19 protein-coding genes and 1 pseudogene are annotated in these 18,892 nt (G+C 63.5%); 8 read left to right on the top strand and 12 right to left on the bottom strand.

Features of this window, described 5'->3' with window-relative positions; genetic code table 11:
• The first annotated feature begins 53 nt into the window (after positions 1-53).
• From VGM61_RS09225 to VGM61_RS09215, 3 genes are read left to right on the top strand one after another with little or no spacing between them, the layout of a single operon-like run.
• Positions 54-653, top strand: a complete 600-nt coding sequence (locus tag VGM61_RS09225) for a TetR/AcrR family transcriptional regulator (RefSeq protein ID WP_331522487.1) — start codon at positions 54-56, stop codon at positions 651-653.
• Positions 654-700: 47 nt separating this feature from the next.
• Entirely contained in the window at positions 701-3,325 is a 2,625-nt protein-coding gene (gene mprF, locus VGM61_RS09220; protein ID WP_331522486.1) for a bifunctional lysylphosphatidylglycerol flippase/synthetase MprF, read from the top strand.
• Complete coding sequence (locus tag VGM61_RS09215; protein ID WP_331522485.1) at positions 3,322-4,095, top strand: AcvB/VirJ family lysyl-phosphatidylglycerol hydrolase; 774 nt, start codon at positions 3,322-3,324, stop codon at positions 4,093-4,095. The genes mprF and VGM61_RS09215 overlap by 4 nt, the downstream gene beginning before the upstream one ends.
• On the opposite strand, the gene VGM61_RS09210 is transcribed toward VGM61_RS09215, so the two are convergent.
• Positions 4,096-4,626, bottom strand: coding sequence for a gluconokinase (locus VGM61_RS09210; protein ID WP_331522483.1), 531 nt, complete (start codon positions 4,624-4,626; stop codon positions 4,096-4,098).
• A gap of 148 nt (positions 4,627-4,774) precedes the next feature.
• Here VGM61_RS09210 and ltaE point away from each other — a divergent pair, with 148 nt between their 5' ends.
• A complete protein-coding gene (gene ltaE / locus VGM61_RS09205; protein WP_331522482.1) occupies positions 4,775-5,794 on the top strand; it encodes a low-specificity L-threonine aldolase in 1,020 nt (339 codons plus the stop codon).
• On the opposite strand, the gene zapE is transcribed toward ltaE, so the two are convergent.
• Together zapE and VGM61_RS09195 are read right to left on the bottom strand one after the other, a co-directional pair.
• Complete coding sequence (gene zapE / locus VGM61_RS09200) at positions 5,791-6,900, bottom strand: cell division protein ZapE (protein WP_331522481.1); 1,110 nt, start codon at positions 6,898-6,900, stop codon at positions 5,791-5,793. The genes ltaE and zapE overlap by 4 nt on opposite strands.
• On the bottom strand, positions 6,897-7,583 hold the full coding sequence (locus VGM61_RS09195) for an alpha/beta hydrolase (RefSeq protein WP_331522480.1): 687 nt from the start codon (positions 7,581-7,583) through the stop codon (positions 6,897-6,899). Before VGM61_RS09195 ends, zapE begins: the two co-directional genes overlap by 4 nt.
• Positions 7,584-7,634: 51 nt before the next feature.
• Here VGM61_RS09195 and VGM61_RS09190 point away from each other — a divergent pair, with 51 nt between their 5' ends.
• Positions 7,635-8,210: an ACP phosphodiesterase gene (locus VGM61_RS09190; protein ID WP_331522479.1), complete on the top strand. Its 576-nt coding sequence runs from the start codon at positions 7,635-7,637 to the stop codon at positions 8,208-8,210.
• A gap of 19 nt (positions 8,211-8,229) precedes the next feature.
• On the opposite strand, the gene aceA is transcribed toward VGM61_RS09190, so the two are convergent.
• Positions 8,230-9,522: an isocitrate lyase gene (gene aceA / locus VGM61_RS09185; RefSeq protein ID WP_331522477.1), complete on the bottom strand. Its 1,293-nt coding sequence runs from the start codon at positions 9,520-9,522 to the stop codon at positions 8,230-8,232.
• Between the two features lie 34 nt (positions 9,523-9,556).
• On the bottom strand, positions 9,557-11,155 hold the full coding sequence (gene aceB, locus VGM61_RS09180; RefSeq protein WP_414694839.1) for a malate synthase A: 1,599 nt from the start codon (positions 11,153-11,155) through the stop codon (positions 9,557-9,559).
• Positions 11,156-11,266: 111 nt separating this feature from the next.
• Between aceB and VGM61_RS09175 the strand changes: the two genes are divergently transcribed.
• Positions 11,267-12,274: a LysR family transcriptional regulator gene (locus tag VGM61_RS09175; RefSeq protein ID WP_331522476.1), complete on the top strand. Its 1,008-nt coding sequence runs from the start codon at positions 11,267-11,269 to the stop codon at positions 12,272-12,274.
• A 3-nt stretch (positions 12,275-12,277) separates the two neighbouring features.
• Here VGM61_RS09175 and VGM61_RS09170 read toward each other — a convergent pair whose 3' ends face one another.
• Together VGM61_RS09170 and arfB are read right to left on the bottom strand one after the other, a co-directional pair.
• Complete coding sequence (locus tag VGM61_RS09170) at positions 12,278-12,865, bottom strand: 1-acyl-sn-glycerol-3-phosphate acyltransferase (protein WP_331522475.1); 588 nt, start codon at positions 12,863-12,865, stop codon at positions 12,278-12,280.
• Positions 12,862-13,284, bottom strand: a complete 423-nt coding sequence (gene arfB, locus VGM61_RS09165; protein ID WP_331522474.1) for an alternative ribosome rescue aminoacyl-tRNA hydrolase ArfB — start codon at positions 13,282-13,284, stop codon at positions 12,862-12,864. The genes VGM61_RS09170 and arfB overlap by 4 nt, the downstream gene beginning before the upstream one ends.
• Before the next feature lie 156 nt (positions 13,285-13,440).
• Here arfB and VGM61_RS09160 point away from each other — a divergent pair, with 156 nt between their 5' ends.
• Together VGM61_RS09160 and VGM61_RS19525 are read left to right on the top strand one after the other, a co-directional pair.
• Positions 13,441-14,142, top strand: coding sequence for a hypothetical protein (locus VGM61_RS09160; RefSeq protein WP_331522473.1), 702 nt, complete (start codon positions 13,441-13,443; stop codon positions 14,140-14,142).
• A pseudogene (locus VGM61_RS19525) lies at positions 14,063-14,965 on the top strand (EamA family transporter); the annotation flags it as partial. The gene VGM61_RS09160 and the pseudogene VGM61_RS19525, both read left to right, overlap by 80 nt.
• 40 nt (positions 14,966-15,005) lie before the next feature.
• Here the strand turns inward: VGM61_RS19525 and VGM61_RS09155 are convergent.
• From VGM61_RS09155 to VGM61_RS09135, 5 genes are read right to left on the bottom strand one after another with little or no spacing between them, the layout of a single operon-like run.
• Entirely contained in the window at positions 15,006-15,704 is a 699-nt protein-coding gene (locus tag VGM61_RS09155; protein WP_331522472.1) for a pseudouridine synthase, read from the bottom strand.
• A gap of 4 nt (positions 15,705-15,708) precedes the next feature.
• Positions 15,709-17,364 carry a ubiquinone biosynthesis regulatory protein kinase UbiB gene (gene ubiB, locus VGM61_RS09150; protein WP_331522471.1) on the bottom strand — a complete coding sequence of 552 codons (1,656 nt, stop codon included), beginning with the start codon at positions 17,362-17,364 and terminating at the stop codon, positions 15,709-15,711.
• Positions 17,361-18,008, bottom strand: a complete 648-nt coding sequence (locus tag VGM61_RS09145; RefSeq protein ID WP_331522470.1) for a ubiquinone biosynthesis accessory factor UbiJ — start codon at positions 18,006-18,008, stop codon at positions 17,361-17,363. The genes ubiB and VGM61_RS09145 overlap by 4 nt, the downstream gene beginning before the upstream one ends.
• A 22-nt stretch (positions 18,009-18,030) precedes the next feature.
• Positions 18,031-18,495 carry a tRNA (uridine(34)/cytosine(34)/5-carboxymethylaminomethyluridine(34)-2'-O)-methyltransferase TrmL gene (trmL, locus tag VGM61_RS09140; RefSeq protein WP_331522469.1) on the bottom strand — a complete coding sequence of 155 codons (465 nt, stop codon included), beginning with the start codon at positions 18,493-18,495 and terminating at the stop codon, positions 18,031-18,033.
• Between the two features lie 7 nt (positions 18,496-18,502).
• The gene (locus VGM61_RS09135; RefSeq protein WP_331522468.1) at positions 18,503-18,691 is read right to left on the bottom strand and encodes a hypothetical protein; all 189 of its coding nucleotides are present in this window, start codon (positions 18,689-18,691) and stop codon (positions 18,503-18,505) included.
• Positions 18,692-18,892: the final 201 nt, after the last annotated feature.

Below are 18,892 nucleotides of genomic sequence, written 5' to 3'. Positions count from 1 at the left end.
CGGTTCTTCAACCCCCTTGCGCAGGTATTGCTTCATCTGCGGCATGCCATCATATGTCAGGTGTCATCCAACAGGCGTTCGCCATGCGTTACGACAAGGGACATAAAGAAGCCACTCGGGAGAAGATCCTGGTCGAGGCCGCCCGCCGCTTCCGTGAGGAGGGTATCGATGCGGTGGGTGTGGCCAACCTGATGGGGGGCATCGGCCTCACCCAGGGCGGCTTCTATAACCACTTTGATTCCAAGGACGCCCTGGCCCGCGAGGCCATGGCCAACGCCCTGGAGGCCACCAAGGCCCGCTTCGAGAAAGATGGCTCACTGGTGGCCCTGGTCGAGCGCTACCTGTCCACCGCCCACCGGGACCACCCGGGAAGGGGCTGCCCGGCGGCCACCCTCTCGCAGGAAATTGCGCGCGCCTCCGATGAGGTGCGCGAAGGCTTCACCGACGAGCTGGGTGAGATCCTGGCAACTATCCGTGGCGCCCTTCCTGATGCGATGTCCGCCCGGCAGAAAAAGGCAATCGCGATGGCAGCCTTCAGTTCCATGGTGGGTAGCATGACGCTGGCGCGGGCCGTCAGCGATCCGGCCTTGTCCGACGACATCCTCGCCGCGGGCCGGAAAGCCGTGCTCGCCATGCTGCAGAACCCGGCCTGATCCCACGTGGTGACGCTATTGGCATGGCGCCTGTGGCACCCTATCGCGTGAGCGACGGGTTCGGGAGCAATCGCCAGGTGGTGGAGCAGGTCGGGCAGGACGCATTGGTGGTGCGTTCGAGCCATTTCATGGCGGTCATGCGCCGTCTGGCGGGGCCGCTATTGTCGGCGGTGTTGCTGTGCCTGGCACTGTGGGCGCTGCATAGCCTTGCCAGCGAAGTCAGCTATAGCGAAGTCTCGCATTACGTTCACGACCTGCAGGGCTGGCAGATCGTGGTGGCCATGGCGCTCACCGCCGTCGGCTACATGGTGATGACTCTCTACGACTGGTATGGCCTGAAGTCGGTGGATGTCGCCTTGCCCCGGCGTGAGGTGTCGCTGATCTCATTCATCAGCTATGCCTTCAGCAATGTGCTTGGCATGTCGCTGCTGATCTCCGGCTCCATCCGTTACCGCTACTACATCCAGGCGGGCCTCACCAATACGCAGATCGCGCGGGTGGTGTTGTATTGCACCGGCGCCTTCTGGCTGGGCCTATGCGCACTTACCGGCGTCACCTTGCTGCTGGTGCCGTTGCCGGACGAACTTCCTTTCGCCAATTTGCGCATCCCTGTGGCGATCGTGTTGGCGCTGGTGCCGCTCACCTGGATTTTCGGTAGCCGGATCATCCGCCGGCCGATCAAGCTGTGGCGCTGGCACGCGATATTGCCCAAGCCTGGTCCTGCCTTCCGCCAGGTGGCCATCGGCGCGGTGGACTGGTGGCTGGCAGCGAGCGTGCTGTACGTGCTGATGCCCGATGATGCGAACTCCGGCTTCGGGCATTTCCTTGCGGTGTTCGTGCTGGCGCAGATGGCCGGCCTGATCAGCCACGTGCCCGGCGGCCTGGGCGTGTTCGAGGCGGTGATGCTGGCGGGCTTCGGCGCCGCCGGTAATGAAGGCCTGGAAGCGCCGATCCTGGGCGCGCTGGCCGCTTTCCGCGTGGTTTATTACCTGTTGCCGCTATGCGCCGCCACCTTGATGGTGCTGCTGCGCGAAGCGCGGACGCTGACCAAGAAAAGCATGGTGCCGCCCTGGTTCGCTGGTCTCCTGCCACCGTTCTTCGCCGGCCTCACCCTGGTGTCCGGCGCGGTGCTGCTGTTCTCCGGCGTCACCTCCGCCTCGCCCGGCCGCATGGACATGCTGCGCGGCGTACTGCCTTTGCCGGTGCTGGAGGCCTCGCATTTTCTCTCCAGCGTGATCGGCATGATGCTGCTGATCCTGGCCCGCGGCCTGCAGCGTCGCCTGGACGCGGCCTACGTGCTGACCCTGGTGCTGCTGGTGATCGGCGCGGTGCTCTCGGTGCTCAAGGGCGTGGCCTATGCCGAAGCGGCACTGCTGAGCCTGCTGGCCCTGGCCCTGGCGCCGGCGCACCGGCATTTCTACCGCCGCGCGTCGCTTTTCACCAGTACGTTCTCGGTGGGCTGGATCCTCGCCATCATCGGGGTGCTGGGCTGCACCACCTGGCTTGTGGTGTTCAGCCTCAAGCACGTGGAATACAACAGCAACCTGTGGTGGGAATTCTCCTTCCGCCACGGCAACGCGCCGCGGGCCCTGCGCGCCCTGGTGGGCGCGGCGGCGGCGGGCCTGATATTCGCCCTGGCCAAGCTGATCCGTCCGATGCGTACGCGGCCGCTGCCACCGAGCGATGCCGACATCCAGCGCGCCCTGCCGCTGGTGAAGTCGTTCAACTCATCCCAGGCCCACCTGGCCCTGATGGGCGACAAGACGTTGCTGTTCGCACCAGACGACAAAGCCTTCGTGATGTACGACATCGAAGGCCGCAGCTGGGTGGCGATGGGCGATCCGGTAGGCATCGATGAGGCGGCCCGACGCGAGATCGTCTGGAGCTTCCGCGAGTTGTGCGAGCAGGCTGGCGGATGGCCGTTGTTCTACCAGGTGCGGCCGGACGACCTGGACCTGTACCTGGATATGGGCATGCACCTGATGAAGATAGGTGAAGAGGCGAGGGTAAAACTTGCCGACTTCAACCTCGATGGAAAATCGCGCAAGAGTTTGCGCAACATCGTCAACAAGCTGCATCGCGATGGCCTGACCTTGCAGATCGTGCCACCTGAGGGTGTGGCCGCCCTGCTGCCGCGGCTCAAACCCGTGTCCGATGCCTGGCTGCATGACAAGCACGTGCGCGAGAAGGGCTTCTCACTTGGCGGTTTCGACGAAAGCTATCTGGTCCGCACGCCGATGGCGGTAGCATGGCTCGATGGCAACCCGGTTGCCTTCGCCAACCTGTTGCTGACAGACAGCAAGGAAGAGGCTTCGGTGGATCTCATGCGCCATCTTCCCGATGGACCGGCCGGCATCATGGATTACCTCTTTATCGAACTCATGATCTGGGCCCGCGGCGAAGGCTACTGTTGGTTCAACCTCGGCATGGCGCCGCTGTCGGGCCTGCGCAACCGGCGCATGGCACCGTTGTGGAACCGCTTCGGTGCCATGGTGTTCGGCCGTGGCGAACGCTTCTACAACTTCCGCGGCCTGCACCAGTACAAGGAAAAATTCGGGCCCGAGTGGGAACCGCGCTACCTGGCGGTATCCGGCGGCATCGGCCTGCCGGTGGCGCTGACCAATGTGGCCAGCCTGATTTCCGGCGGCCTGACCGGCGTGGTGCGTCGATGAGGCGAAGTACCCGCTGGAGCCTGGGCGTAGTCGGGCTCATCGTGGTTGCCGGTGTGCTGTGGTGGCAGCCGTGGAGGCATGTGTCGCTCGATGAAGCAGCCGTGGTGCTGGACGGCGCGCGTGGCATCACGCCGCCGCCGGAGCTTGCCGATGTGATGGTGGTGTTCTACAGCGGCGACGGCGGCTGGTCGGACCTGGACAAGGGCCTTGGCCAGGCGATGGTCGATCGCGGCGTGCCGGTACTGGGCATCAATTCCTTCAAGTATTTCTGGCGCAACAAGCCGGTAGAAATGGCCGGACCTGAGCTCGACGCTGCCGTGAAACAGTACCTGGCGCGCTGGCACAGGAAGCGTGTGCTGTTGATGGGCTTTTCCTTCGGTGCGGACGTGGCGCCATCCATCCTGGAACAGGCTTCGCCGGAAACCCGGGCAACCGTGGCGCAGATCGTGCTGCTATCGGGCAGCCGCGATGTGAACTGGGAGATCGAGATGGAGGACTACATGGTCGCCAACTGGTTCACCACCAAGGCGCGCATCGTCACCCAGTGGGTGAACCCGATCCCGCATACGCCGGCCATGCCACCCATCGCGGCCCTGGACGGCAAGCCACCGGTGGCCTGCTACTGGGGCGCGGACGACTTCGACGATTCGATCTGTACGGACAAAAGCCTGCCGACATGGGTGGTGGTACATCCGATGCCCGGCACGCATCACTTTGACGAGAAATATCCGGCGCTGGCCACGCGCATCATCAACGACTTCCCGAAATAATCAGCTAGGCCGGTGGGTGAGCCAGGCCAGGAAGCCGTCGACGATGTGCGCGGCGGTCTGGTCGATTTCCGCACGGTAAACGTCATCGCCATGGGGTTCTTCCAGCGTTGCCAGCTGGCTGTCGAGCAGGTGCGGATCGAAGAAATGACCCTTGCGGGTAGCCAGGCGCTCACGCAGCAAGGCGGGTGTGCCATGCAGGAACAGGAATACCGTGCCCGGGCCTGAGAGGCGTTCGCGATAGACGGCCTTCAATGCCGAGGCCGCCAGCACCAGGTCGCGTCCGGTGTCGCGGTGTCTGTTGATCACACCCTCGATGGCCTCGAGCCAGGGCTCGCGGTCGTCGTCGGTAAGGGGGATGCCCTCGCGCATCTTCGCCACGCTTTGGGGCGTATGCAGCTGGTCGGAATCGACGAAGTCGCGTTCCATCCGCGTGGCCAGCAACTGACCGATGGTGGTCTTGCCGGAACCCGAGACGCCCATCACCACGACGATGGGCGTGCCGGTATGGCTGTTGGATGATTCTGTCGTCATCGAAAGCATCCCTGGGGAAGCCCGGCCAACGTACACCCTAACCAATTCGCCAGGCACGATAAATATCCCTGGTCATGAAGTCTGTTTGCGTTGTGCCGATGGGTGGCCGGCCGTAACATCGACTGTTTTCAGCGATCAGGGCCCCGCCATGGCGATCATCGACCTGCGTAGCGACACCGTCACCCGGCCCACCCGGGCCATGCGCGAGGCCATGCTCGATGCGCCCGTGGGCGACGATGTGTATGGCGAGGATCCCACCGTCAATGCCTTGCAGGAGCGCCTGGCTGCCGACCTCGGTTTCCAGGCGGGGCTGTTCGTGCCCAGCGGTACGCAAAGCAACCTGCTCGGCCTGATGGCGCATTGCGAGCGGGGCGATGAGTACCTGGTAGGCGCCGATGCCCACACCTATAAATTCGAAGGTGGCGGCGCGGCCGTGCTTGGGTCGATCCAGCCGCAACCGATTGCGCACCAGCCCGACGGTTCGCTTGCCATCACCGACCTGGAAGCGGCGGTGAAGCCGGTGGATCCGCACTTCGCCCGTACCCGCCTGCTGGCGCTGGAGAACACCTGGCATGGCCGGGCATTACCGCGCCCCTATGTGCGCGAGGCTCAGGATTTCGCCCGGCGCCACGGGCTTGGCGTGCATCTGGACGGCGCGCGGCTGTTCAACGCCGCCACGGCGTACGGTGTAACGGCACGTGAGGTGGCCGACGGCTTCGACAGCGTATCGGTGTGCTTCTCCAAGGGCCTGGGTGCACCGGTGGGCTCGGTGTTACTGGGGAGCACCGCCTTCATCGACCGCGCCCGCCGCTGGCGCAAGGTTGCCGGCGGGGGCTGGCGCCAGGCAGGCATGCTGGCCGCTGCATGCCTGCATGCGCTCGATCACCACGTGGCGCGGCTGGCGGACGACCACGCGCGTGCGGCGCGGTTGGCCGAAGGCTTGCGCGGGCTTGAGGGCATGACGGTGGATGCACAGCACACCAACATGGTGTTCGTCCGCGTGCCGGTGGAGCGCCTGCAGGCGCTCGACGCGCACCTGCGTGCCGCCGAGGTGCGCGTAAGTATCGGCTACCTGCCTACCGTGCGCCTGGTGACGCACCTGGACATCGACGACGACAGTGTCGAACGCTCCATCGCCGCGTTCGCTGGTTTCTTCGGCCGGAACTAAACCGGGCGATGCTCGCGCGCGAGGTATTCCTCGCTTTGCATTTCGATCAGGCGTGATTCGGTGCGGGCGAACTCCGCACGTACGCGCTCGCCATCGTAGAGCTCGGTAATGGGCGCCGCGGCCGACAGCACCAGCTTGACCTGGCGATCGTAGAACTCATCCACCATCATCACGAAGCGCTTGGCCTCGTTCTCGGTATACATGGTGAACTGCGGCACGTTGGACACCATCACCATCGGATAGCGTCGCGCCAGTTCGATGTAGTCGGCCACGCCACGCGGCCCTTCGCACAGGGCGGCGAAATCGAACCAGGCGATATTCGCCGCGCTCTTGCGCATGGGAATCTGGCGGGCGTGGATCTCAAGCGTGCCGCCATCGACGACATCGCCCGTGGCCTGGGCGCTGAAAATGCGAGCGAGCGAGCGTTCGGCTTCGGCGCCCGGCGGAACCAGATACACCGGCGCCTGGGCGAGGGCGCGCAGGCGCCAGTCGCGCGGGGAGATCATCTCGTGCACCTTGCAGTGCTTCTCGATCAGGGCGATGGCGGGGAGGAAACGCGCACGTTGCAGCCCGCCCTTGTACAGGTTGCCAGGCGGGGTGTTGGAGGTGGTGACCAATGACACGCCGCGCTCGAACAGTGCCTCGAGCAGGTTCGCAAGGATCATCGCATCGCCGATGTCGTTCACCAGGAATTCGTCCAGGCACAGCACGCGCGCCTTCCCGGCGATGCCGGCGGCCACCTCCACCAGCGGATCGGAGCGCTCGCCTAGCGCGCGCATGGCCTCGTGGGTTTCGCCCATGAAGCGATGAAAGTGACGTCGCAGCACCATGCCCTGGGGCATGCTCGCCACGAACATGTCCATCAGGAAGGTTTTGCCGCGGCCGACGCTGCCCCACAGGTACAGGCCCTGCACCGGCTCGGGGGTTTCCCCGAGGAGGGTCTTAATCTTCCCGAAGAAGCCGCCGTTATCCTGCTTCTGGCAAAGCGCCGCGTGCATGCGATCGAATTCGGGCAGCACGCTCAGCTGCGCCGGATCGGATTCCCAGCGGTGGCCGGTCACGCCCTCGCGGTAACGAAGGCTTGGTGTTACGTCGTTGCAACTCATCCCTGGCGCGCTGGCGGCAGCCAGTCCTTCACCCCGTGCTTCACCGCACCTCGCAGGTCCATCAGGCGGCGGTGGAAGAAGTGGCTGGTTTCGGGCATGCGTACCAATGCCGGCTCGGCATCGAGGCTGTCGATCCAGTCGTAGACGGTTTGCGGGTCGACGATTTCGTCTTCCTCGCCCTGTACGATCAGCCAGTGGCAGGTGGGTGTGCGCAGGCTGGAGAAATCCCAGCGGCCAGCGGGCGGCGCGATGGAAACCAGGGCGTCCGCGTGCAGGCGCACCGCGTTCGAGATCGACACGAAGCTGCCGAAGGAGAACCCCGCAAGCCACAGGGCATCGCCTGGATGAACGCGCCGCGCCCATTCGACCACGGCGGCGAGGTCGTCGCCCTCGCCCAGGCCATTGTCGAACTCGCCCTCCGAAGCGCCGACGCCACGGAAGTTGAAGCGTACGGTGTCCAGGCCCGATTCGCGCAGGGAGCGCTCGAGCATGGTCACCACCTTGTTGTGCATCGTGCCGCCCTGCAGCGGGTGCGGATGGCAGATCACCACGGTGCCGCGCCGGGCTTCGGCGGGGTCCGCAGGGTCGGCGGCCACTTCGAGCTTGCCGGCAGGCCCGGGGAGGGCGAAGCTCAGGGCTTCGGCCGGGAAGATGTCCGGTGCATCGGCGAGAGGTTCGTTCATGGCGCCCATTCTACTAGCTGCGGCCGGATCCTTCCGGCCGGATGCGACACCGTGAACATCCTTGCCCATGCCTTCCTTGGTGGCGCCAACGACGACCTTCGCCTGGGCGGCATGATGGGTGATTTCGTGCGGGGCGTACCCGATCCTTCGCTGCCTGAGGCCGTGCGGCGCGGGATCGTGCTGCACCGGGCCGTCGATACCTTCACCGACCGTCATCCGCTGGTGGTCCAGGCGCGCGGATGGTTCCATGCGCCGTTCCGGCGTTACGCCGGGATCCTGCTGGACATGTGGTTCGACCATTGCCTGGCGCGGGATTTCGCCGCGTGGAGCGATATTCCGCTCGATGAGTATTCCGACGGGGTGCACCAATTGCTGCGCCAGCGCCACGCGCTCATTCCCGAGCGCATGCGCGGATTCATCACATACATGGAACGGGAGGGCCTGCCCGCCGCCTATGCCGACCGCGACACCCTGGGCCGCGCTTTCGTCGGCATGTCACATCGCCTCAGCCGCGAGAATCCGCTGGCCGAGGCGATGCCGGTATTGCTGGCACTGGAGGAGGAGCTATGGCGGTGCTTCCGTGGCTTCTTCCCGGACTTACTGGCCTTTGCCAGGGGCCATGGATGAAGGCGTTGCCGCGTCTTCTTCAGGCCGCCGTGGCATGGGGGTGGAACTGGTCTTCCTCGGTGGATCCCGAGAGCGCCGAGAGCGAACTCAAGCCGCCCGCGATCACCTGGTTCACCTGGTCGAAGTAGCCCGTGCCCACTTCGCGCTGGTGCTTGGCGGCGGTATAGCCGTCTTTTTCCGCCGCGAACTCGGCCTCCTGCAGTTCCACATAGGCTTCCATCTGTCGGTCGCGATACCCGCGGGCCAGCTGGAACATCGAATGGTTCAGCGCGTGGAAGCCCGCCAGGGTGATGAACTGGAAGGTGTAGCCCATCGCGGCCAGGTCCTTCTGGAAAGTGGCGATGGTGTCGTGGTCGAGGTTCTTCTTCCAGTTGAAGCTGGGTGAACAGTTATAGGCAAGCATCTTGCCGGGAAACTTCGCCCTGATCGCTTCGGCGAACTGGCGTGCCTGGGCGAGGTCCGGCGTGGAGGTCTCGCACCAGATGAGGTCGGCGTAGGGCGCATAGGCCAGGCCACGGGCGATGGCCTGCTCGATGCCCTGCGTGCTTTCGTAAAAGCCTTCCACCGTGCGCTTGCCGGTCAGGAACGGTTTGTCGTGGTCGTCGATGTCACTGGTCACCAGCGAAGCGCCCATGGCGTCGGTGCGGGCCACGATCAGGGTGGACACACCGGCGACGTCTGCGGCCAGGCGCGCGGCCACGAGTTTCGGCACCGCTTCCTGCGTGGGCACCAGCACCTTGCCACCCATGTGGCCGCACTTCTTGGCGCTGGCGAGCTGGTCTTCGAAATGCACGCCGGCGGCGCCCGCCTCAATCATGTGCGACATCAGTTCGTACGCATTGAGCACGCCGCCGAAACCTGCCTCGGCGTCGGCTACGATGGGCAGCATCCAGTCGATGTCGTCCTTGCCTTCGGCGTGATGGATCTGGTCGGCGCGCAATAGCGTTTTGTTGATCTTGCGCACCACGTTGGGTACGGAGTCCACCGGGTACAGCGATTGATCGGGATACATGGTGCCGGCCGTGTTGGCATCGGCCGCCACCTGCCAGCCGGAGAGATAGATTGCCTTCAGACCGGCCTTGGCCTGCTGCATGGCCTGGTTGCCGGTGAGAGCGCCCAGTGCGTTCACGAAGGGCTCTTTCTTCAGGCTATGCCACAGGCGTTCGGCGCCTCGGCGGGCGAGCGTGTATTCCACCTGCACGTTGCCGCGCAGGCGCAGGACATCATCGGCGCCGTAAGGGCGCGTCACGCCTTCCCAGCGGGCATCGTGGTTCCAGGCCTGGTTGATTTCAGCGGCGGTGTTCTTCTTCATGAATGGCTCCTGGAAAGAGTTTTTCCGGCGGTGGTCAGGCGAGCTGGTCGTAGGCGGGCAGGGTGAGGAAGTCGGCCAGGGCATCGGCGTGGGTAAGTCGGCCGATCAATCCGGCAGCTTCCATGGCGTATTCATGGCCCGGGTCGTTACTGCTGGCCAGCAAATGCGCGTGGCGGTTCAGGGCGTGGTCGAACAGGGCGAAGTCGATCACCGCATGGTCGGAGAATTCCACAGGACCGCGATGCAGCCACTGCCACAGCTGGGCGCGCGCGATCTCCGCGGTGGCGGCGTCCTCCATCAGGTGATGGATGGGCACGCAGCCATTGCCACCCAGCCAACTGGCCGTGTAGCGCAGGCAAACCTCCACGTTGTTGTCGAAGCCCGCGCGGGTGACCGTGCCGATCGCAGGCACGATCAGCTGGTCGCGGGTGACCTCGACGTTGCCACGCAACACATGCAGCTGGTTGGGTGTCGGCATATGGGCATCGAAGATTTCCTTCGCCACCGGCACCAGGGCCGGGTGCGCCACCCATGTGCCGTCATGGCCGGCCATGACTTCGCGCAGTTTGTCGGCGCGTACTTTGGCCATCGCCGCTTCGTTGGCAACGTCGTCGTTGCGAATGGGAATCTGCGCGGCCATGCCGCCCATGGCGAACGCGCCGCGGCGATGGCAGGTACGGATCAGCAGTTCCGAATAGTGCTTCAGGAACGGCACCGTCATCACCACCTGGCCGCGCTCGGGAAGCAGGCGGTCGCGATGGTCGCGGAAGGTCTTCAGGTACGAAAAAATATAATCCCAACGGCCGCAATTAAGCCCGACGACACGCGTGCGCAGTGCATGCAGGATTTCATCCATTTGAAACACGGCCGGCAGCGTTTCAATCAGCACCGTGGCCTTCATGCTTCCGCGCGGCAGTTCCAGCTCGCCCTCGGCCAGGTCCATCACGGCGTTCCACAATGCCGCTTCTTCCATCGACTGAAGCTTCGGCAGGTAGAAATAGGGGCCGCGGTCGCGTTCGTGCAGGGCGCGGGCGTTGTGGAAGGCGAACAGGCCGAAGTCGAAAAGGGCGCCGGCAATCGCCGTGCCGTCGATCTTCAGGCTGCGCTCGGGCAGGTGCCAGCCTCGGGGACGGATGACCAGAACGGCGGGGTCCGGGCCCACGCGGTAGGCCTTGCCCTCGGGGCTGGTGAATTCGATGCTGCCATCCACTGCGTCGCGCAGGTTCGCCTGGCCGCGCACCTGGTTGTCCCAGGTCGGTGAGCTGGAATCCTCGAAATCGGCCATGAACACCTTCGCGCCGGCATTGAGCGCGTTGATGATCATCTTCCGCTCCACTGGCCCTGTGATCTCAACGCGGCGGTCCTGCAGCGCCGAGGGAATCGTTGCCACTGACCAGGCGCTCTCGCGAATGGCCCGGGTGTCGTCGCGGAAGTCGGGCAACTGGCCCTGGTCGAAGCTGGCCTGGCGGCGGATGCGCTCGGCCAGCAATTCCCGGCGGCGACCGTCGAAACGGCGATGCAGGGTGGCCAGGAAGGCCAGGGCGTCGGGGGTCAGGATCGCCTCGAAGCCATCCTGCATGCTGCCCTTCAGTTCGATCGATTCGCTGGCGATGTATTCGGCTGCTGCGGCCATGGCCCTTGGTTCCGTGTCGTTGCGTTGACTGGCACGCTACGATCAAAAGAGCTAAGTTGACAAAGCAAATGTTTCAATTCGTTACATTGATGCTGTTAAAGTAATAGGCAAATGCCAGAATCTAAAAGGAAAAAGGTCACCGGTTCGCGCCTGAACAAGGCAACGGAGGATGTCGAACGCCTGTACTACAAGGGCAACCGGCAGAAGCAGCTGCGTGCTTTCGTGGCAACGGTGAAGTTGGGAACGCTCAGCCGCGCGGCGGAGTCGCTGTTTCTGTCCCAACCGTCGATAAGCCTGCAGATCAAGGCGCTGGAGCGAGAGCTGGGCACCCGGTTGCTCGAGCGAACCCGTCGGCGCATCACTGTCACCGATGCCGGGGAGATCCTCTATGACCTGGCCCGGCCCCTGATCGAAGGCATGGACACGCTCGACCGGGATTTCCACGCCCGCACTCGTGGCGTACAGGCGGGCAAGCTGACGGTGGCGGCAGGCACGTCTACCATTCATTACCTGCTTCCGGACATCGTGCACGCCTACCGCGAACAGTATCCGGCCGTGCAGTTGCAGCTGGCCAACGTCACCGGCCGCGATGGCCTGGCCATGCTCCGCGCGGACGAGGCGGATTTCGCCATTGGTTCGATGCTGGACGTGCCCAACGACATCGCGTGGGCACCGGTGTACCACTACGACCCGATGCTGATCATGCCACTGGGCCACCCGCTGGCGGCGAAGGAAAACATTCGCCTGGAAGATCTCTCACCCTATGGCTTGATCCTGCCGCCGCAACGCCTTACCACCCACCGCATGGTCGACATGGTGTTCCAGCAGCGCCAGGTGCCTTATACGGTGGCGATGGAAGTGGGTGGGTGGGACGTGATCAAGCAATACGTGGCCAAGGGCATGGGCATTTCCATCGTCACCAGCATCTGCCTGTCCGAGGCCGACAAAGCGAACCTCGCCATCCGCAACATGCGCCAGTTCTTCCCGCAGCGGAGCTACGGCGTGGTGATGCGCAAGGGGAAATACCTGAGCGACGAAGCCCGGGCCTTCATCGACCTCATTCGCCCAGGCCTGCTCGGCCACCGCGACTACGACGAGCCCGGCCACTCGCAGCGGTAAACCTTACTCGGTGTTGCGGTGCTTGCCGATGTAAGGGCGGAAGAGCGCGCGGATAGTCGCCATGTCGGCTTCCTGATTTCCCGTCGGGTAGAAGGGTTCGCCCAGGGTGAAGCTCTTGGACGGGTAGTCAATGTATAGCGGAAGCAGCGGCACGTTGGCGGCCTCGGCGATGCGAAGGAATCCCGACTTCCAGTGGACGACCTTCTTCCGCGTGCCCTCCGGTGTGATACCCAGCCACATGCGCTCGTGCGTGCGGAAGCGTTCCTTCATCTGGTCCACGATATTGGTGGCCGCCGAGCGGTCGATCGGCACCGCTCCGAGCGGACGGAGGATGACCCCCAGCGGGCCGTCCACCACTTCGCGCTTGATCATGATGCCGATGTCGATGCCGTGGTAGACCTTCAGCAGCACGCCCCACACACCGTCCCAATAGGACGAATGCGGTGCGCCGATCACGATCATTTTCGGCAGGTTGGGGAACCTGCCTTTCAGCTCCCACCCGCTAATCGACAGGATAAAACCGCACACGCGCCGCCAGAAGTTGCTGCGGATCCGCGGCACGTTGTCCGGTACGGTAGGTAAGGGTTTCACTCGTCGCCCTTGGGCCGCGAACGACCGGCCTTGACCTGCCCGCGCTGCTGTTTGCCAGCCAGGCGGCGTTCCTTCGAAGCGCGGGTCGGCCGAGTGGCCAAGCGTTTTTTCGGCACGATCGTGGCGCCTCGGATCACCTCGGCCAGGCGCTCCCGGGCATCGTCGCGGTTACGCCCCTGATCGCGAAAGCGACGTGCCTGGATCACCAGCACGCCCTCGGTGGTAAGCCGACGGTCGGCCCGTGCCAGCAGGCGCTCTCGTACTTCATCGGGGAGGCTGGGCGAATGGACTACGTCGAAGCGCAACTCCACCGCACTCTCTGTGCGATTTACATGCTGCCCGCCAGGGCCGTCGGCACGCAGGAAGCGTTCGACCAGCTCTGGTTCGGGAATGACGATGGAACGCGTGACGGAGAGCATGGGGCGGGATTCTAGCAGGGCGGTTGTAGGGGCGTCTCCCGGCGGGTTGTATCGATTCCGGTGTCTCCGCCCTGGATCTGGGTGGATTCTTACAGCGCGTCGGAAACGGCCCTCCTACGGTTGGAACTCTTCAAGCCGAGGGATCGGAACTTGCCTATGACTACATCCGAATTCAATCTCTCGAAACATGCTCGTGCTTACCAGTACGACTACATGACAGTGATCGACAACGTAATGCCCTCGACCCTATGCGATGTCCTGCGGTGCAGGATCAACAAAATTATCGAGGATGGGAAGGTCGCATGGGTAAGCCACGAGGGCAAAGGTAACGCCGACGTCTCTGATGCAGGGGGTCGCTATTTGCATCATATCTTCCAGGGAGATGATGTCAGGGAGCATCTTCCAGAACTAACCACGCTGTATCACGCGGTTCTACCCCTGGTTACTGCGATCACGAATCAGGATGTCGTCGTGTCTCCCCATCGACGGTCCGATGTGAACATCAAGGTTTACCCGGCAGGTGGTGGCACGCTCGGCGAGCACTATGATTCGAATGGAATTACAGCCTTGCTTTTCCTGACAAGCAACAAGGAAGCTCCGCTGCGCGTGCAACTTCCCCGCGCCCATCCGAGCAAGCAGAACCCATGGGTCGAACGTCGGAATGTGTATGCGACTGCCGGCTCATTGCTGTTGATGAAAGACAGGGAGGTTCTGCACGACTGCGAGCCCACCGTCACGGAGCAGAAGATCACGGCGGTACTGAATTTCTATACCAGGGATGACACCTGGCGCCATGAGAGATTCGATGCGTTCGTTTATGAAGGCGCGAACCCGGCTGGGACGACTTATGCCGATTAAAAAAGCCGACCTCGCGCTGGGAATTCTGGTAACGCTGATGTGGGGAAGCAATTTCTCTGTCATCGGATTTGGGCTGAGGTACATCGACCCGTACATCCTGACTGCGCTCAGGTTCGTCCTTACGGCATTCCCATTAGTCTTCTTCTTCAAGAGGCCAAAAAATATACCCATAAGGATCCTTGTGATCTACGGAAATATTTTTGGGCTGGGGTTGTGGGGAGTGGTAAATATAGCCATGTCGGCCGGCCTGTCTGCCGGCCTGTCGTCTGTTCTCCTGCAACTTAGCGCGTTCTTTACCATCATCCTGTCAGCGCTGCTTTTTCGAGAGAGGATCAGTGTACCCAGCGCTATCGGCATGCTGGTCTCGCTTATTGGACTGATCCTGGTCTTTCGGACGACAACCGAGGCGTCAGGCTTACCCGGGATAGGCCTTGTGCTCCTGGCAGCTTGTAGCTGGAGCGTCTGCAACATCATTGTCAAGAAGAACAAGCCGGGCGATATGGTTGCATTTATCGTGTGGTCGAGCGCCTTCTCCGTGCCTGGCTTACTCGCGCTTGCATACATCGCGCGTGGTGGGCAGGCATTTTACGAAGCTGCTGCGAACTTCGGCTGGCCCGCAGCCTTTTCGATCATTTTCCAGGCGTACATTACGACGATTCTCGGGTATATGACCTGGAACAACCTGATCAAGAAATATCCAGCGTCAACCGTGGCTCCGCTATCGCTGCTTGTCCCTGTCACGGGAATACTTACATCCTGGATCTTCTTGCATGAACGGATGTCCGCACAGATGCTGTTGGCGATCACGGTCGTCCTTTGTGGGGTGGCGATATTCGTCAACTCAACAAAAATATCAGCCGTAGCTAGCCGGGTGCGTTCCAACCAAACCGCTCCATCAAGGCTACCCAAGTCCCGTCCAGCCCCGCTTTCACCACCATCCTCTCCCCACTCAACGGATGGTCGAATTCCAGCGCCATCGCATGCAACAACATCCGGTGACACGAAAAGTACTGCTTGAACAGCCGATTATGATCCCCACGACCATGCTGGCTGTCGCCAATGATCGGGTGATGGATATGCGCGAAGTGCTTGCGTATCTGCCGGAAACGCCCTGTGCGCGGTGACGCCAGCATCAGCGCATAGCGCTGGCTTTCATACCGCCCAAGGGCAATCGGTACTTCGATCACACCAAGCCGCTGATAGTCTGTCACCGCGTCCTTCCGCGGGCCGGTATCGCGCGAGCCGGGCAGCGCGTAGTCGATACTGCCGCTCTCTGGGTCCGGCCACCCGCGCACCACGGCCAGGTAGCGCTTTTGCACGCTGCGCCCCATGAACTGCTCACCCAAAGCCCCGGCGATTTCCTTGCTGCGCGCAGAGAGCAACACGCCACTGGTGGCTCGGTCCAGCCGATGCGCCAGGTACACGTCACCGCCGACCTGCTCACGCAGCATATCAATCAGGAACGCATCATCAGGCCCGACGAACTTCGACCGGTGCACGGCAAGGTTGGCAGGCTTGTTGACGGCGATGATCTCGTCGTCCTGGTACAGGATCTCAAGCACTGCTTTAGCGCCGCCGGCGCGGCCAGCCCACCACGAAGGCGAGCACGCCAGCCACAGCGGCAACCGCCGCGGGCCAGCCACCGTTCTGCGGCTTCAGGCCGAAGGCGAGCGTGGCGCAGACCAGCAACACGCCACCGAGCAGGCAGAAGGCCATGCTGCGCCGCGTACGCTGGCTGTCATCGGCACGCAGGGCCAGTTCGGCGGGATCGGCCACCATGCGATGCGTGCCGCGGCCGCCCTCGCGCAGGAATGCGTGGACCAGTTCGGGCAGTTCAGGCGCGGTATGCAACCACTGCGGCGCACGGCGGCGAAGCTGCTTCAACGTGTTGCGCAGGCTGTAGCGCTCGCGAAGGATGCGCTTCAACACCGGGTGCGCCACGGCCCAGATATCGATGTCCGGATCGAGCGTGCGACCCACGCCTTCGATATTCAACAGGGTCTTCTGCAACAGGATGAGCTGCGGCTGCAAAGTCAGTTCAAACTGCCGCGCGGTCTGGAACAGCTTCACCACGAGCTCGGCGATCGATATCTGTGAAAGCGGCCGGGTGAAGTAGGGCTCGCACACCGTGCGCACGGCGGCTTCCAGTTCGTCCAGGCGCACATTGGCGGGCATCCAGCCGGCTTCCACGTGCAGCGATGCAATGCGCGCGTAATCGCGTTCGAACAGCGCGATGAAATTCTCAGCCAGCCAGTACTGGTCGGCTTCGGGCAGCGAACCCATGATGCCGAAGTCCAGCGCGATGAAGCGCGGTTCACCCACGCGAGCGGTGTCCACCCAGATATTTCCCGGATGGGCATCGGCGTGGAAGAAGTTGTCCCGGAACACCTGTTCGTAGAACAGGCGCACGCCTTTTTCGGCCAGGCGCTTGCGGTCGATGCCGGCAGCGTCGATGGCGGCGATGTCGTCGGCGCTCACGCCATACACGCGCTCGAGCGTCAGCACTCCCTGGGTGGTGAATTCCCAATGCACCTCGGGCACGTAGAGGTCGTCGCCGATGATGAAGTTGCGGCGAAGCAGGCTGGCGCTTGCGCCTTCGCGCTGCAGGTCCAGCTCGTTGGCCAGCATCTTTTCCACTTCCGCCACTACGTCCAGTGGACGGATCTTGTCGGCGTTCGGATGCCAGCGCTGGGCCAGTTCGCCCAGTGCGCGGATCAGGTTCACATCACGGGCGATCCGCTTCTCGATGCCCGGGCGCAGTACCTTCACCACCACGGCGCGGCCGTCGTGCAAGGTGGCCGCATGCACCTGGGCGATCGACGCCGAGGCCAGGGCGGTTTCGTCGAAGGATGAAAATGCCTCAGTCACCGGCATGCGCAGTTCGCGCTCGACGATGGCGCGGGCCTCACCGCCGGGGAAGGGCGGTACCTGGTCCTGCAGCAGGGACAATGCGTCGGCGATGTCGGGCGGGATCAAGTCCCGCCGGGTGGACAGCACCTGGCCCGCCTTGACGAAGATCGGCCCGAGTTCGGTCATGGCCAGGCGCATGCGCGTGCCACGGTCCATGCCTTCGATGCCCGAAGGCGGCTTACCTGCGAACGGACGTAGCCACCGTAGCGGAGCGAGCATGCGGTCGCTGCCGCCGCCGACGTCATCCAGGCGGTAGCGGAACAGTACGGCGATGACGCGAAGCAGGCCCGGTGCCAGGCGCACCGGCATCATGCGGCGGGCTTCCCGTGGCTGCGTTCAAAGCGGGCCAGGCGTGCCTCGAGGCGGTCGCTGCGCTCGCGCAAGGCATCCACGCCATCGAGGAATTCATCCAGCTCGCCCGGTGCCACGGCCACGCGGGTTTCATCGCGCAGCCATGCCGCGGTGTCTTCGGCGAATTGCGCCGCACGCTCGCGGCCATGGTCGAAGGCGCCGCGGAAGGCCCGTGCCACCTGTACCCCTATGACATCACCGAACACGCCGGTGAAAGCTTCTTCAACGTCAGGGGAATATCCGCCGATGAGTTTCTCCAGCCGGCGGGCGAGGTCGGCGTCGCCGGCGATATCCACCTTGCCTGGCGCCACGCTGTCGTCGTTCTTGCGCATGGCCATGGCCAACAGGCTTCCCGGGCTGGCGGACACGCGCAGCGAGGAGGTTTCCTCGCCCGGTCCCACCACCAGTGCACCGTCGGCGACGGTAATGCGGAAGGTAAGTTCGGGCCCCGCCAGGTGTACCTGCACGCTGCGCCCATCGAGCGCACGCAGGCGCAGGCCGGTTTCGGGATCCAGCGAGACGGCGCGGTTCAATGCGCGCTGCAGGGCGGTTCCGGCGAGCTTGCGCAGTGGCCGGGGCAGGAAGGACGGGGCGGCATCGGTCATGCCAACGATTGTAGCGCGGCGGCTAGCTGGAACCGGCAAAGCCAAGCTGGCGCCAGGCCTCGTACACGGCCACCGCCACGGTGTTGGACAGGTTCAGGCTGCGGCTATGCGGCTGCATGGGCAGGCGCAAACGGTGATCTGGGGCAATGGCGTCCAGGACCTCGGCGGGGAGACCGGCCGTTTCGCATCCGAAGAGCAGGGCGTCGCCTTCCTCGTAGCGGGCATCCACATGCCGGACGGTGCCGCGGGTGGAGAAGGCAAAGACGCGATTGGCGTCAATCTGGCCAAGGCAGTGGTCCAGGCTGTCATGGACCTGCATGCGGGCGTATTCGTGGTAGTCCAGCCCGGCGCGGCGCATGCGCTTGTCGTCGAGCTCGAAGCCGAGCGGTCGGATCAGGTGCAGCGTCGCGCCGGTATTGGCGCACAAACGAATGGCGTTGCCAGTGTTCGGTGCGATTTCGGGGCGGAAGAGGATGACATGCAGCATCCGTCCATTATGAACGGACTTGCGGGCAGATCAGGCCATCAGCCGGCAACACGCAAGCGGACGGGACGGTGGCGAGGGCGGTACCGGCGACGCCGTTGGCGATCGGGTGCGAGAACAGCATGGAGCCGAGGATCAGGCCACTGGCCATCAGGCAGGCTGCGAACAGGCCACGGAGAAGGAGCATTTCGTATTTCATGGGGGTGAACCTTTTTTGGAAGTTGTCCGGGCTTTCTTTCCCCGGGCATGACTACCAATGCATCCGCCGTGCCAGCCTCCCGTTCTATCATAACAAATTGAAATTAAATGAGAAAAATACTCGTCATGGCATGTAAGTGGCTGTCCGCGGACAACGGTCCCAGCGACCGGACATTGTCCGGACGGATGCCCATCGTGTCGC

Origin of the sequence: Pinirhizobacter sp. (genome assembly GCF_036499745.1) — a bacterium.
Lineage (GTDB): Bacteria > Pseudomonadota > Gammaproteobacteria > Xanthomonadales > Rhodanobacteraceae > Pinirhizobacter.
Note: the sequence above shows the minus strand (reverse complement) of the source record. Positions and strands in the feature narration are given on the sequence as shown.